This window comes from Pseudomonas sp. B20(2017) (assembly GCF_002113125.1).
GTDB lineage: Bacteria > Pseudomonadota > Gammaproteobacteria > Pseudomonadales > Pseudomonadaceae > Aquipseudomonas.
Map to the genome: position 1 here is coordinate 140408 of NZ_NEJP01000009.1, position 15057 is coordinate 155464.

Annotated in this window: 13 protein-coding genes; 7 read left to right on the forward strand and 6 right to left on the reverse strand. The window is 60.9% G+C overall.

The genetic code is table 11. The annotated features are described in order from the left end of the window. Positions 1-133: 133 nt before the first annotated feature. Positions 134-3007, reverse strand: coding sequence for a bifunctional diguanylate cyclase/phosphodiesterase (locus tag CAF63_RS15215; protein WP_085686037.1), 2874 nt, complete (start codon positions 3005-3007; stop codon positions 134-136). Between the two features lie 259 nt (positions 3008-3266). On the opposite strand from CAF63_RS15215, the gene uvrD reads away from it, so the two are divergent. The 4 genes from uvrD (at position 3267) to CAF63_RS15235 (ending at position 7638) form a co-directional block, all read left to right on the forward strand. Continuing rightward, positions 3267-5450 carry a DNA helicase II gene (uvrD, locus tag CAF63_RS15220; protein WP_085686040.1) on the forward strand — a complete coding sequence of 728 codons (2184 nt, stop codon included), beginning with the start codon at positions 3267-3269 and terminating at the stop codon, positions 5448-5450. 148 nt (positions 5451-5598) lie between these two features. Further along, positions 5599-6039 carry an EamA family transporter gene (locus CAF63_RS15225; RefSeq protein ID WP_085606235.1) on the forward strand — a complete coding sequence of 147 codons (441 nt, stop codon included), beginning with the start codon at positions 5599-5601 and terminating at the stop codon, positions 6037-6039. Between the two features lie 175 nt (positions 6040-6214). Next, complete coding sequence (locus CAF63_RS15230) at positions 6215-7093, forward strand: Tim44 domain-containing protein (RefSeq protein ID WP_085686042.1); 879 nt, start codon at positions 6215-6217, stop codon at positions 7091-7093. A gap of 137 nt (positions 7094-7230) precedes the next feature. After that, complete coding sequence (locus tag CAF63_RS15235) at positions 7231-7638, forward strand: SMI1/KNR4 family protein (RefSeq protein ID WP_007954245.1); 408 nt, start codon at positions 7231-7233, stop codon at positions 7636-7638. A gap of 23 nt (positions 7639-7661) precedes the next feature. On the opposite strand, the gene CAF63_RS15240 is transcribed toward CAF63_RS15235, so the two are convergent. Then, entirely contained in the window at positions 7662-9425 is a 1764-nt protein-coding gene (locus CAF63_RS15240; protein WP_085686044.1) for a cation:proton antiporter, read from the reverse strand. A gap of 282 nt (positions 9426-9707) precedes the next feature. Between CAF63_RS15240 and CAF63_RS15245 the strand changes: the two genes are divergently transcribed. After that, positions 9708-10190, forward strand: a complete 483-nt coding sequence (locus tag CAF63_RS15245; protein ID WP_003229693.1) for an acyl-CoA thioesterase — start codon at positions 9708-9710, stop codon at positions 10188-10190. 116 nt (positions 10191-10306) lie between these two features. Here CAF63_RS15245 and pdxY read toward each other — a convergent pair whose 3' ends face one another. Continuing rightward, on the reverse strand, positions 10307-11179 hold the full coding sequence (pdxY, locus tag CAF63_RS15250; RefSeq protein WP_085686046.1) for a pyridoxal kinase PdxY: 873 nt from the start codon (positions 11177-11179) through the stop codon (positions 10307-10309). 117 nt (positions 11180-11296) lie between these two features. Here pdxY and CAF63_RS15255 point away from each other — a divergent pair, with 117 nt between their 5' ends. After that, positions 11297-11710: a DUF3301 domain-containing protein gene (locus CAF63_RS15255; RefSeq protein WP_007954242.1), complete on the forward strand. Its 414-nt coding sequence runs from the start codon at positions 11297-11299 to the stop codon at positions 11708-11710. Position 11711: 1 nt separating this feature from the next. Here the strand turns inward: CAF63_RS15255 and CAF63_RS15260 are convergent, their stop codons facing one another. Continuing rightward, positions 11712-12683, reverse strand: coding sequence for a GTP-binding protein (locus CAF63_RS15260; RefSeq protein ID WP_085686048.1), 972 nt, complete (start codon positions 12681-12683; stop codon positions 11712-11714). Between the two features lie 25 nt (positions 12684-12708). On the opposite strand from CAF63_RS15260, the gene CAF63_RS15265 reads away from it, so the two are divergent. After that, positions 12709-13065 carry an NADH:ubiquinone oxidoreductase gene (locus tag CAF63_RS15265; protein ID WP_085686050.1) on the forward strand — a complete coding sequence of 119 codons (357 nt, stop codon included), beginning with the start codon at positions 12709-12711 and terminating at the stop codon, positions 13063-13065. A gap of 4 nt (positions 13066-13069) precedes the next feature. Here CAF63_RS15265 and CAF63_RS15270 read toward each other — a convergent pair whose 3' ends face one another. Then, positions 13070-13720, reverse strand: coding sequence for a DUF1826 domain-containing protein (locus CAF63_RS15270; protein WP_085686052.1), 651 nt, complete (start codon positions 13718-13720; stop codon positions 13070-13072). Further along, positions 13720-14925, reverse strand: coding sequence for a zinc metallochaperone GTPase ZigA (gene zigA, locus CAF63_RS15275; RefSeq protein ID WP_085686054.1), 1206 nt, complete (start codon positions 14923-14925; stop codon positions 13720-13722). The genes CAF63_RS15270 and zigA overlap by 1 nt, the downstream gene beginning before the upstream one ends. Between the last annotated feature and the right edge of the window lie 132 nt (positions 14926-15057).

The window sequence follows — 15057 nt, forward strand, 5'->3', positions numbered from 1 at the left end:
ATGGAAAGATGAGTTATGGCCAGATGCCGGGGATGTAGCAAGCTTGTAGTTATACTACATGAATCGGCTTTTTGCCTGCTCAATGCGTAACTCGATCCCCCTGTAACAGGCGACATGCACCTTATGTAGCCCTTTAGAGCGGTTTTTCCCGTTGATGCAACAATGCTGCAAGACCTGCCGCCTCGACAGGCCGACTGATCAGATACCCCTGCACTTCATCACAACCTTCAGCCTTCAGGAACTCCAGCTGCTCGGGCCGCTCGACACCTTCGGCGACCACCTTCAGCGACAACCCGTGAGCCATCGCAATAATCGCCCGGGTGATCGCCGCATCCTCAGTGCCCTCGCCCAGTCCGCGAATGAACGCCTGATCGATCTTCACGTAATCCACCGGAATCCGTTTCAAATAACTCAGCGACGAATACCCGGTGCCGAAATCGTCAATCGCCAGTTTCACCCCCAGATCCCGCAACTGCTGGAACGTGGCAATGATGTGTTCGACGCTGTCGAGCAGCTGGCTTTCGGTCAGTTCCAGTTCGAGGCAGTGCGGCGCCAGTCCGGTTTCTTCCAGCACCTGACGTACCAGACTGACCAGTTTTCCCTGACGCAACTGATGAACCGACAGGTTCACCGAAACACGGATCGGCGTCAGCCCCTGACGCTGCCACTCACAGGTCTGCAAACAAGCCTGGCGCAATACGAACTCACCGATGGGACCGATCAGTCCGGTTTCTTCGGCCAGACCAATGAAATCCCCCGGCGGCACGCGCCCCATGACGGGATGATCCCAGCGCACCAGGGCCTCGGCGGCATTCAGGCGGCCAGTCGCAAGACACAGCTTCGGCTGGTAGAAGACGTGCAGTTGCTTGTCCTCGATAGCTTTGCGCAACTGGTTTTCCAGTTGCAGGCGCTCCAGCGTGCTGGCCTGCAGGCTGTCGGTGTAAAACTGGAAATTGTTGCCGCCCAGGTGCTTGGCATGTTGCATGGCCATGTTCGACTGGCTGACCAACGCGGAAATCTCCCGCGCGTTGTCCGGCAGCATGCTGATGCCCATCGAAGCGCTGACCACCAGCTCATGCCCTTCCACGGTCAACGGCAGTCGCAGCTTGGTCGACAGCCGCGTGGCGACCCGCGCCAGGCTCGACAGGTTGCCGTAGGCGTCGAACAGCACCGCGAACTCGTCGCCGGACAGCCGGGCGATGGTGTCGGCTTCCGGCAAGGCACTGACCAGCCGCCGCGACATCTTTTGCAGCAACTGATCCGCTATCTCATGGCCGAGGCTGTCGTTGAGCAGCTTGAAGCGATCCAGATTGATGTGCAGCAACGCCAGACTCCGGCGCCCGCCCTGTCGCACACGCTGATGCGCTTCGTGCAGGCGTTCGCGAAACAGCGAGCGGTTGGCCAGACCGGTGAGTTCGTCGTAGTGGGTCAGGTAGCGCATGCGCTCTTCGGATTCACGGCGGGCCGACAGATCGGCGAAGAAGCCGACGATATGGCTCACATTTCCCCGACTGTCGCGCACGGCGTTCAGTTGCAGCCACTGCGGATACAGCTCGCCGTTCTTGCGGGTTTCCACCAGTTCGCCCTGCCAGCTGCCGTGCTGCTCCAGCGCGTGGCGAATCGCAACGTAATGTCGGCGGGCATCGCGACTGCACGGCAGCTCGACGACGTTGCGCCCGAGCATGTCGTCAATGTCATACCCGGTGACCCGGCTGAAGGCCTGGTTGATGGCGATCAGCGAATAATTCGGGTCAAGAATAACGATGCCTTCGCTGGCAGCCTCGAAGACCGTCGCTGCCAGTTGCTGTTGGGCTTCCAGGCTTTTGCCGGCGCTGATGTCGCGTCGGGTGCCGACCATGCGGATGACCCGACCGTTCTCGTCGCGCTCCACCGCTCGGCCACGGTCTTCGATCCAGACCCAGTGACCGTCGCCGTGGCGCACGCGGTATTCGATCTGATAATCCTCGGTGCGCCCCTTCAAGTGCTCGATCAACGCCCGTTTGAGCGGCGGCACATCTTCCGGGTGCAGCCGCGGCCGCAGATGCCTGAGCAGCCCGGTGACGTATTCCGGGTCAATGCCAAACAATTCCTGAATCTGCGTGTGGTGAACTTCGTCGGTCTGCAGGTTCCAGTCCCACAGCCCCAGCTCACTGGCCTTCAACGCCAAGGCCAGGCGCGCCTCGCTCTTGCTCAGGGCCTGGTTGGCGACATCCAGTTCACGGCTGCGCTGGGCGACCCGGTCTTCCAGTTCAACCTGAGCTTCGCGCAGCTTGCCCTCGGCGCAACGCCGGTGTTCGATTTCTTTCGCCAACTCCAGGTTGAGCTGTTCGCTGCGGATTTGCGCCTGCTGCAGGTATTCGATCAAGTGCTGATTCTGGAAACGCCGCAGCAAACCACGGTCGATCAATCGATTGACCTGCCACGCCACCACGCTCAGTGAGCCCAACAGAATCAGCCCGAGCCAACCCCAGCCTCGCGCCAGGTCATCGCCGCCCCAGAACAGATAACCAATGGCGGGCAGCAAGCAGGGCAAGGTAAAGGAAAGAAAGGCCGGAATGCTCACGGCGTAGGCCACACTGGCCGACAATGTCGCGGCGCCAATCAGGCCGAACACCCAGGCCTGCTGAATGAAGTTGTCGGCGGGCACCAGCGCGATACCGGCGCCGGCCAGAGTCAGACCGGTCATGGTTGAGCCAAGCAGGAACATCCGCCCCCAGATTGGCTGAGCCTGACGATCGGGAATCGCCGAGTCGAACGCGGCGACCTGAATCACCCGCAACGCCACCAGCGACAGCAGCCACACCAGCCAGACGCTGACCACGAAGTAGCGCTGCGGGCTCCAGAGCAGAACGGCGCAGACCAGACCATTGATCAACATGAACAGGGTGGGCAACAGCGAACCCTGATAAAGAAGGCGCGTGCGCTCGACCGCCATCTGGGTGGCGTAATGCTTGCGGATTAGCCGGGGTTCCACGGAGGGGCCCGACAGGTCGAAGCTGAGGGTCATAGGCAACGTTCTTGTTCTTATAAGTGTGAGCATGCGCCCGGAAACGTGGACGGAGCATACACAAGCCGAACCACTTGCCAAACTGCCCCAGATCATAATTTCACCGAAACTTTTCCGCCGCTCGTCACCCTCCAAAGCCCCGACGTCAGGCGGGCCAACGCCTGTAGCCGATGACCGACCGGTCGTCACGGGCAGCACTTTCATCGGCTAATGCAAAGCTCGGTTTGCCCGGGCCTGCGGCGCACCCTAGAATGCCCCGATGCGCGATGATCTCTCCCTTCTGCTGAACTCCCTCAACGATGCCCAACGCCAGGCCGTAGCGGCTCCCGTTGGTCGTCAATTGGTCCTGGCCGGTGCCGGCTCCGGCAAAACCCGAGTGCTGGTGCACCGTATCGCCTGGTTGATCCAGGTCGAGAACGCCTCGCCCCACTCGATCCTGTCGGTGACCTTCACCAACAAGGCCGCTGCCGAGATGCGCCACCGCATCGAGCAATTGCTGGGCATCAATCCGGCCGGCATGTGGGTCGGCACCTTCCACGGCCTGGCGCACCGCTTGCTGCGGGCGCATTGGCAGGAAGCCGGGCTGAGCCAGACCTTTCAGATTCTCGACAGCGACGACCAGCAACGCCTGGTCAAGCGGGTGATCCGCGAGCTGGGGCTGGACGAGCAACGCTGGCCGGCCCGTCAGGCCCAGTGGTTCATCAACGGGCAGAAAGACGAAGGTCTGCGTCCGCAACACATTCAAGCCAGCGGCGATCTGTTCCTGGCCACCATGCGCGGCATTTATGAAGCGTACGAGGCCGCGTGCCAACGCGCCGGCGTTATCGACTTCTCCGAACTGCTGCTGCGCGCCCTCGACCTGTGGCGCGACCACCCGGGCCTGCTGGCGCACTATCAGAAGCGTTTCCGACACATTCTGGTGGACGAATTCCAGGACACCAACGCCGTGCAGTACGCCTGGTTGCGGCTGCTGGGCAAGGGCGGCGACAGCCTGATGGTGGTCGGCGACGACGATCAGTCGATCTACGGCTGGCGCGGCGCGAAAATCGAGAACATCCACCAGTACTCTTCGGACTTCCCGGACTCGGTGACCATCCGTCTGGAGCAGAACTACCGCTCCACGGCCGGCATACTGAAAGCCGCCAACGCCTTGATCGCCAATAACACCGGGCGTCTCGGCAAAGAGCTGTGGACCGATGGCGGTGACGGCGAAGCGATCAACCTGTACGCCGCGTTCAACGAACACGACGAAGCACGCTACGTTGTCGAAACCATCGAAAGCGCGCTGAAAACCGGCCTGGCTCGCAGTGATATCGCGATTCTCTACCGCTCCAACGCCCAATCCCGCGTTCTGGAAGAAGCCTTGCTGCGCGAGCGCATTCCGTACCGCATCTATGGCGGCCAGCGCTTCTTCGAGCGCGCGGAAATCAAGAACGCCATGGCTTACCTGCGTTTGCTGGAAGGTCGTGGCAACGATGCGGCGCTGGAACGGGTGATCAACGTCCCGGCTCGCGGCATCGGCGAGAAGACCGTCGAAGCCATCCGTGAACATGCGCGCCACAGCGATGTGTCGATGTGGGAAGCCATGCGCCAGCTGGTGGCCAACAAAGGTCTGACCGGTCGTGCGGCCGGCGCACTCGGTGCGTTTATCGAGCTGATCGAGAACCTCGCCGCCAAGTGCGCCGAGATGCCGTTGCACCTGATGACCCAGACCGTCATTGAGCAGTCCGGTTTGATCGCCTACCACGAAGCGGAAAAAGGCGAGAAAGGCCAGGCCCGGGTGGAAAACCTTGAGGAACTGGTCAGCGCCGCGCGCAACTTCGAGAACACCGAAGAAGACGAAGAGCTGACGCCACTGGCGGCGTTCCTCGGCCACGCTTCGCTGGAGGCCGGCGACACTCAGGCCGACGAGCACGAAGACAGCATTCAGTTGATGACCCTGCACAGCGCCAAGGGCCTGGAATTCCCTTACGTGTTCCTGGTGGGCATGGAAGAAGGTCTGTTCCCGCACAAGATGAGCCTGGAAGAACCGGGACGCCTTGAGGAAGAACGGCGTCTGGCCTATGTCGGCATTACCCGGGCGATGCAGAATCTGGTGATGACCTACGCTGAAACCCGACGCCTGTATGGCAGCGAAACCTACAACAAGGTGTCGCGATTCGTACGGGAAGTGCCGAAAGGCCTGATTCAGGAAGTGCGCCTTTCGAACAGCGTCAGCCGACCGTTCGGCGGCAACCAGTCGATGGGCGGCAGCAACCTGTTCAGCGGTAGCGAGATTCCGGAAACCGGCCTGAGCCTTGGCCAGGCTGTGCGTCACTCGATCTTCGGCGACGGCGTGATCCTCAACTTCGAAGGCGCCGGCGCCCAGGCCCGGGTGCAGGTGAACTTCAGTGAAGGCAGCAAGTGGCTGATGCTGGGTTACGCGAAGCTGGAAGCCATTTAAGGGCAGCCCGCCGTTGCTCATCTTTCCCACGCTCTGCGTGGGAATGCATCCCGTGACGCTCTGCGTCACTGTGGACGCGTAGCGTCCATGGCGGCGTTACCACGCAGAGCGTGGGAACGATCGGACACGAACACTGGAGGCAACATTCATGGGCTCGGGCTTCTTTTCTTCCTGGACGTTCTGGGCCCTGCTCTCGGCCACTTTCGCCGCGCTGACGGCCATCTTCGCCAAGATCGGCATCGAAAACGTCAACTCCGACTTCGCCACCCTGCTGCGCACAATCGTCGTATTGGTCAGCCTGGCCTTGATTTTGTACGCCACGGGCCAATATCAGTCCTTGGGATCGATCTCCGCCAAGAGCTACCTGTTCCTGCTGTTGTCGGGCCTGGGCACCGGAGCTTCGTGGCTTTGCTACTTCCGCGCGTTGAAAGTCGGACCGGCATCGCTGGTCGCCCCGGTGGACAAACTCAGCGTGGTCTTCGTGGCGGTGCTCGGTGTGATCCTGCTGGGTGAGAAACTCGACCTGCGCCAATGGGGCGGTATCGGCCTGATCACTGCCGGCGTGGTGATGCTGGCCTTTCGGCGCTGATCCATTTCCTGCTGAACCTATCTCCTTTTCCTACAGACAAAAGTACATGGCCTTATTGCCCCGACCGAGCTGAACGTAACCTGTCAGGCAAAAGCCCGAAACACTCTCTCGCTAGCCAGTAACACTTCAGCTGTGCAACATGGCGCGCGTGTCTCCACAAACGGGAATTCCCTTTATGAAACGTTTTCTAAGCATCGCCATGGCGTTGTGCATCGGCCTGACGATGAGCCTCGACGCCAACGCCAAGCGCTTTGGTGGTGGCAAAAGCGCCGGCGCTGCGCCGACGCACCAGACCAGCCAGATGGCTCCTTCTTCTCCAGGCATGGGCGGCGCTGCGGCGACCGCTGGTGCTGCCGGTGCTGCGGGCGCTGCGGCCAAGGCCGGCGGCGCGTCGAAATGGCTCGGCCCTCTGGCCGGCATCGCGGCCGGTGGCCTGCTCGCTTCCATGTTCATGGGCGGCGGCTTCGAAGGCATGCAGTTCTTCGACATCCTGATCATGGCCGTGATCGCGTTCGTGATCTTCCGCTTCATCGCCGCCCGTCGCCGCAAGCAGCAGGAGCAGTTCGCTCCGGCCGGCGCGCCGATGCAGCGTGAAGTGTTTGAACAGAAGCCAGCAGCCATGGGTTCGATCTTCGGTGGTTCGGCCGCTCCTGCTGCCGCCCGTCCGGTGATCAACGCACCGGCCTGGTTCAACGAACAGCGCTTCCTTGAAGCCGCCCGCAGCCACTTCCAGGCGCTGCAGCAGCACTGGGACGCCAACGAGATGGACAAGATCGCCGAGTTCGTGACCCCGCAAATGCTCGAGTTCCTCAAGCGCGAACGCGCGGAGCTGGGCGACGCCTTCCAGTCCACCTACATCGACAATCTCCAGGTACAACTGGATGGCGTGGATGACCGTGCGGACAAGACCATCGCTACCCTGACCTTCAACGGCGTGTCGAAGACCTCGCGTTTCGATCAGCAGGGCGAAGTGTTCAGCGAAAGCTGGAACATGGAACGTCCACAGGGCGACAACCAGCCTTGGCTGGTCGCCGGTATCCGCCAGAACGGCTGATCACCTCCGACGTTTACGCGAAGTAATGAAAACCCCGGCCTCGGCCGGGGTTTTCTATTTCGCGGTTGCATCTGTAGCGAGCTACTGTATAAACCGGCCCATATGAACCGCGCCATTCAAGCAAGAGGATCCCGGACGTGGAAGAAATCATCGAACAACTGCGCGAAGCCAACGAACCCGTACCGGTTCCCCTGGAGTTGCCTGACGAAGACCAGTTGGTGGAAATCGAAGAAGAGCTCTTCATCAACATCCCGTTCGTCTTCAAAGAGTTTCTGCTGACCGTCAGTGACGTGGTCTACGGCAGCCTGGAGCCGGTGACCGTCACCGATCCACAATCCCACACCTACCTGCCGGACGTAGCCGCCAACGCTTGGGACGCCGGTGTACCGCGCGACCTGATCCCGATCTGTCAGGACGGCGACGACTACTACTGCGTCGAAGAAGACGGCACCGTGGTGCTGTGGTCGGGCGAAGAAGAGCTGATCACCGAAGAGTCCTGGGAGTCGGTCTGGCACTGGGCGCGGGACGTCTGGCTGGAAAGCTGAAACGCCCCACTCCCATTGGGTGGTCAGTGCCCCGACGGCTCCTTGTGGTTGTCGAGGGTTTCCAGCAAGGCCACCTGCATCCGCGTGTGCACCCGGATGAACCAGCGCCAGAGCAGCGCAGCCACGGCGGCCGCGACCACGGCGATCAGCACCAGCAACTTGTTGGTCGGCAAGATACTGGCCGACAAGGCTGCCAGCAGCAGGAAAATCACCAGCAGCGAGATGATCGGGATCACTTCGGCGATCACCCGGCGTACTCGCTGTGTGTGACGCCCCGCCATCTCCGGCTTCACGCCCATCTCCGCCAGCAGCATCGACAGCGCCTTGAGCTTGCGATAGGCCGCGATCAGGAACGGCAACGACACCAGCAACGCCCCACCCCAGATCAACGCTTTCTGCCAGCTTGGGTCGCTGATCCAGTCCTGCATCCAGATCGAGAGGCGTCCGGCAAAGAAAGCGCCGGCAAAGAAGATCGCGATCACCAGCGCCAGATTGACCCCGACCTGTAGCAGAATCCGCCGGATCATCGACGCCAGCATCGCGCCCTCGCCCTGAGGCTGGATGCTGCGCAGCCATTCGCCATACATCCCGAACACCCGACCGAGGCGCTGTGGCATGGCGGCGGACAACTTGATCGACAGCGGATCGGCTGCGCGGATCAGGTAAGGCGTCAGCAATGTCGTGATAACCGAGACCGCCACGGCGACCGGGTAGAGAAAGTTGCTGGTGACCTGCAGGGTCATGCCCAGCGCGGCGATGATGAAGGAAAATTCGCCAATCTGCGAAAGCCCCATCCCGACCCGCAGTGAGGTGCGTCCGTCATTGCCGGCGATAAAAGCCCCGAGGCCGCAGGACAGCATCTTGCCCAGCACCACGGCTACAGTGATCACCGCAATCGGCCACGCGTATTGCAGAAGGATCATCGGATCGAGCATCAGGCCGATGGCAACGAAGAAGATCGCGCTGAACAGGTCGCGAACCGGCTCGATCAGGCGCTCGATTTTCAGCAATTGCCGCGATTCGGCCATGATCGCCCCGATCAGGAATGCCCCGAGCACCATGCTGTACTCGAGTTTGACCACCAACAGGCAGAAGCCGAAACACAGGCCCAGCACAGTGATCAGCAGCATCTCGTTGCTTTCGAATTTCGCCACGTAGGCCAACAGTCGCGGCACCAGCAGAATGCCGATTACCAGAGCGACGATCATGAACAGCGAGAGCTTGCCGACCGTGGAAAACACTTCGCCGGAACTCACTGTGCCGCTGACCGCGATGCTCGACAGCAAGGCGATGATGCCGATGCCAAGGATGTCCTCGACGATCAGCACCCCGAAAATCAGCTGCGCGAAGCGCTCGTTTTTCATCTTCAGGTCGTTGAGCGCCTTGACGATGATGGTGGTCGAGGAAATCGCCAGGATTGCGCCGAGGAACAGCGAATCCATAGTGTTCCAGTCGAACCAGCGGCCGATTTCGTAGCCGATCCAGATCATCAGGACAATTTCGAGGAACGCCGCGATGAAGGCCGTGGCGCCGACCTTGAACAACTTGCGCAGGCTGAACTCCAGGCCCAGGCAGAACATCAGGAAAATCACCCCCAGCTCGGCAAGGGTCTTGATGGTTTCTTCGTCGTGGATCAGGCCGAACGGCGGCGTGTGGGGGCCGATGATGAAACCGGCGACGATGTAGCCGAGCACTACCGGCTGCTTGAAGCGGTGGAACAGCACGGTCACCACACCTGCGACCAACATGATCACCGCCAGATCCTGAATAAAGCTGATGGCATGCATGGTGTGGGCTCCTTGAATGACGAGGCTCACGCAGGCATGGGAAATGTCTGGGCGAGCTGAGTAAAAATCCGCTTTGGGTGTAGGAATCGCTCTTGGGGAGGCGCTTTTGCAGGGTAACACCGCGACTTCCGGCTGAAAGGCGGTGCAATATATGGAAACAGATCGATTCGGGCGTGACGGCGGCCAGTTGCCTGGCGTCCCGATAACGGTGCTTTTGAAAAGCGACCAGGCACCCGCAGAGGTGTTTCTTCCAGCAACCCTGCCTTGACCCGTGAGAACGTTATGGAACCCGGAAACGCCCAGCTGTCGATGACGGTACTGATGACCCCCGACATGGCCAACTTCTCTGGCAATGTCCACGGCGGCACCCTGCTCAAATACCTCGACGAAGTGGCTTACGCCTGCGCCAGCCGTTACGCCGGCCGCTACGTGGTGACCCTGTCGGTGGATCAGGTGATTTTCCGCGAGCCGATTCATGTCGGCGAACTGGTGACCTTCCTGGCGTCGGTGAACTACACCGGCAACACTTCGATGGAAGTCGGCATCAAAGTGGTGACCGAGAACATCCGCGAGCGCTCGGTGCGTCACACCAACAGCTGTTTCTTCACCATGGTCGCGGTGGACGATCAGCGCAAACCCGCCGCCGTACCGCCGCTGCAACCGCAGAACAGCGAAGACAAGCGCCGCTACATGCAGGCGCAGCAACGTCGGCAGATTCGTCAGGAGCTGGAAAAGCGCTATCAGGAAATCAAGGGCGACGCCTGATCAGCCCTTCGATCTACGGCGCTCTGTAGATAGCTTTCGCGAGCAAGCCCGCTCCCACATTTGGAATGCGTTCCCCCTGTGGGAGCGGGCTTGCTCGCGAATGGGACGACGCGGTCTTACAGGCTGATCGGCGTAGCCTCGAACTTCACCCGAGGATGCGCAATCCGGTCTTGCGCCCTCACCAGTTGCAGCTCGTAACTGGCGCAGGCCTGGGTTTCCAGCAGCACTTCATGCACCGCCGCTGCGGTGAATTCGAACGCCGCCACCAGACTGTCGCCGAGCAGCACGCGCGCCAGGAACAGGCCGGACGTGAGATCGCCCACTCCCACCGGCTGACGCGGAAACGCCAGCAGCGGACGCCGCAGATGCCAGCTGCCCTCGGCCGTCACCAGCAACATTTCAAAGCCATCCGCCGGTTTTCCCGGATAATCCAGATGCTTGACCAGCACCGCTTTCGGCCCTCGTGCCAGCAGCGCCCGCGCCATCGCCAGGCAATCGAACAGCGACTGCGGCTTGCGTCCGGAGAAGCTGTCCAGCTCCAACTGGTTCGGGCACATGAAGTCCGCAACGGCAGCGGCCTCTTCCAGCAGGAAGTCACTGACTTCAGCAGGAACGCTGCAACCCTTTTCCGGATGCCCCATCACCGGATCACACAGATAAAGGGCTTTCGGGTTGACTGCCTTGATCCGCTCGATGCCACTGAGAATCGCCCGGCCCTGCGCCGCGCTGCCGAGATAGCCGGACAGCACGGCATCGCAATTGCCCAGCTCACCGATGGCGGCGATGCCTTCGACCAGTTCGGGGATCCGGTGCGGCGCCAGCACTTCGCCGGCCCACTGGCCATACTGCGTATGGTTGGAGAACTGCACCGTATTGAGCGGCCAGACATTCACCCCGACCCGCTGCATCGGAAAAACCGCAGCGCTGTTGCCGGCGTGGCCGAACACCACATGGGACTGGATGGCGAGCAGATGAGGCGTACGTTTCATTCGGGTTTTTCCGTAAAACGATTGAAATTCAAGCCGCGCAGTATGCGACGAAACGCAGCCTGTACGACAGACCGGCGACACAGTTAAGCTGACGCCATCATTTGGAGTTTCGTGTTGATGCTCACCCTGGAAAACATTTTCGTGCTGATGCTGTTCGCCGTCGCCGGTGCGTGGCTCTGGCACAACCACGGCTTGCGCGAGCGGGCGCTGGAGCGGGTCAAACAGCATTGCGTGAATGTCGGCGTCGAGTTGCTCGACGGTAACGTGGCGCTGAAGAAGATCGGCTTGATAAAGGACGCCAGTGGTCGGCGACGTCTGGCCCGGGTCTACAATTTCGAATTCACCGTGACCGGCGAGACTCGGCACAACGGCACCATCACCCAATTCGGTGCGCACAGCGCGCAGATCGAACTGGCACCCTACCCGGCGCCATTCGATGACACACCGCCCGTGGTGGAAGTGACCAAGCCGCGTGGTGAAGTAATCGAGCTGAGCCAGTGGCGTCAGGAACACACCAAGTGGAAGCCTTGAATCAGCTCGCCTGAAGCCGACACTGAGCCAGCGCAGTCTGTAATTCATCGACCGCCTGCGGCTCGTCGAAAATCAGTTCGATCCGGGAGTCCTTGCGCCATTCACTGGGCAGCCAGCTGAGCTCGGCATTGTCCAGCGAATTGGCTGACTGCCAGCCGTCCGGGCTGTGAATCACCAGTTTGGCCCGGCGCCAGTTCAGGCTTTTCAGCCATTGGGTTATCCCCGGCACATCGAACACCTGGCTCGGATGCCAGCGCCAACCGATGCTCCAACCACCCTCCTGCGTCTGACTCAGGCAGATCGGCAATGCCGGATCGCTCCAGATGGCCGGCATTTGCGCCAACCCCTGGGGCACGACCAACTTATCCACACCTGCTTGCGCCTGCACCGCCAGACCCGGCAACTCGCTGAGTGGCAACATCGCCTGCTGCGTCCAAATCAGTCGGACAGGCGGCAACTGCCGGGTGATTCGCTCACGCGAGGGCTCGTCGAGGCTATCTGCCTTGTTCAACAGCAGCAGGCCTGCGCTGGACAAGGTTTCCTGTTGCGCGTCCGGCAGCGGTTTGCCCGCGGCGAGGGCCTGGGCGTCCAGCACCAGCACGCAAGGTTGTACGGCGAGTACGCCTTGCCACGGCGCCTCGTTCAATTGCTTCAGCAACTGCGCCGGGTGCCCGAGCCCCGAGGGCTCGATGAACAAGCGATCCGGCCGTGCCTTGCGCAACAATCGCCCCAGACCGATCTGGAACGGCGCACCGTTCACGCAACACAAACAGCCTCCGGCCACTTCGCCCAGTGCGATACCATCGGCGTCGCGAGTCAACAGCGCAGCGTCGAGCCCGATCTGGCCGAACTCGTTGATCAGCACCGCCCAACGCTCGCCCGCCGGTCGCTGCGCCATGAGCTGGTGGATCAGGCTGGTCTTGCCCGCGCCCAAGGGGCCGGCGATGACGTGGGTGGGAATGTTCTGCAACATGATCAAGGTTTTCTGGAGGTCGAAGATGCGGTGGACGGGATGGTCGTTGCTGCTGGCGCTGGTGTCGGGCGAGGTATTGGCACAGGCCTGCGTGGTGCACAGCCAGGCGGAGCGGCTCGACGTGAAAGTCTGCCAGCAGAACCGCAACATCCCGGAAAAACTGTTCAACGACGGCTTCTGCCAGCCGACCCTGGCCGGGCAGAAAGTCGAGGTTCAATACGTCGACCAGTGCCCCGCCGGCGCATTCGGCGTCTGCAGCAACGCGCAAGTCGCCAATATGCCTTATCGCCAGGATATCCACTATTACGGCGTGGCCACCGATTCGGCGTATTTGCAGCCCTATTGCGAGGCCCAGAGTCAGGGGAAATGGCTCAAACCCTGAGGCGCTATGCGAGCCAGTCGAGGGTCAGCATCAGCCGCCGCTCACCCGGCGCCGGTTGCGGTGAGCGATGGATCAACCCGAAACCTTCGTTGCCGTGCCACTTTTCGCCCTTGAGCAATGCCACTTCGCCCCGACTCAATTGCTGAATCCGTGACGCTTCCTGCGGCTCGGCTTGCGGCTGTCCCAGTTGCCGACGATCCATCTGCCCTTCCCTTAGCCATTCACTGCCGACACCGGCGTACGTGGTGATCAACCGCACCGGCACATGATCGACGTGAAAACGCGGACACATGGCCTTGTCCAGCACCCGCAGGCGCAAGCCGATCCTCCGCGCGCCCAGCAGGCAGGCGAAGGCACTGACCAGCCATTTCAGATCGGCGATAAACCCTTCATAGCCTTCCAGATCGCGAAAGCCGCGGGCCAGTCCCGTGAGATCCGGTTCTGCATCGTCGTCCGGCAATTCCAGGCACAGCGACTCGGCGTAAGGCTCGTTCAGAGACAGCAACAAGTCCGCGAATTCGGCAATGTGCAGCGGAAGCTGGCGTTGCCAGACCGCGAGGTTGGTCTCGTCCTCAAGAATGCTCGCCAGTGCCTGCGGGGTCCGGCCGAAAGACTGATGACGCGTGCTGCCTGGCAGCGGTTTCAGGGCGAGCATCAGGCGACCTCATCGTGCCAGGAGCCAAACGGATCGCGCAGTTTTAGCCAGCCTTGAGTACCGAGCGCCATTTCATCATCGGTCAGCAGGCAACCATCCAGTTCCGACGACAGCTGTGCGAAATCGATGTTCTGCCCGATAAACACCAGCTCCTGGCGACAATCGCCTACGCTGGCGATCCAGTTTTCCATGATCGCGGCGGTACTTTCCTGATCCTGCGGCCACTGTTCTTTCGGCACAAAGCGCCACCAACGTCCGGCGAAACCGTGGCGCATCAGACCACCTGCCTGCGACCAGCTGCCGGCATCGGTGGGTTTGCTGGCCAGCCAGAAGAAGCCTTTGGAGCGCAGCAGTTTGCCGTTTACCCAAGGGCGATCGATGAAGTCGAAGAAGCGCTGCGGATGAAAGGGCCGGCGTGCCCGATAGGCCGTGGATGCGATGCCGTATTCCTCGGTTTCCGGCACATGTGCCCCGCGCAGTTCCTGCAACCAGCCCGGGGCCTGGGCGGCTTTTTCGAAGTCGAAACGACCGGTATTGAGAATTTTCTCCAGCGGCACCTCACCCATGACCATCGGGATGATCTCGGCCTGAGCGTTGAGACGTCTGAGAATGGCCATCAGCTCTTCCCGCTCGCGGCTGCTGATCAAGTCGATCTTGCTGATCAACAGGACGTCGGCGAACTCGATCTGTTCGATCAGCAGGTCGGTGATCGAGCGCTCATCCTCTTCACCGAGGAATTCACCACGGGACGCGAGGTTTTCAGCGGCTTGGTAGTCCGGCAGGAAGTTCATGCCGTCGACTACAGTGACCATGGTGTCGAGACGAGCGATGTCGGCGAGGCTTTGCCCCTGCTCATCACGGAAGGTGAATGTCTCAGCCACCGGCAACGGCTCGGAGATTCCCGTGGATTCGATCAACAGATAGTCGAAGCGGCCTTCGCGGGCCAGCTGACTGACCTCTTCAAGCAGGTCTTCGCGTAACGTACAGCAGATACAGCCATTGCTCATCTCCACGAGCTTCTCTTCGGCACGGTTCAGGCTGACATCACGCTGGACTTCGCTGCCATCGATATTGATCTCGCTCATATCATTGACGATAACAGCGACACGCAAATCGTCTCTGTTACGTAGTACGTAATTCAAAAGTGTACTTTTTCCGGCGCCGAGAAAGCCGGACAAAACGGTCACAGGAAGTCGGGAAGACATTGGATAAACCTCATCAGACGGTCGCTAAACAGCGCTGGAGGCTCTCGGGGCGAGCGTTCTTGGGCTTCGATGGAATCACCAGGGAAACGGACGCTTGAAATGGAAGCCACGGAAAGCCTTGTCCGATAATGT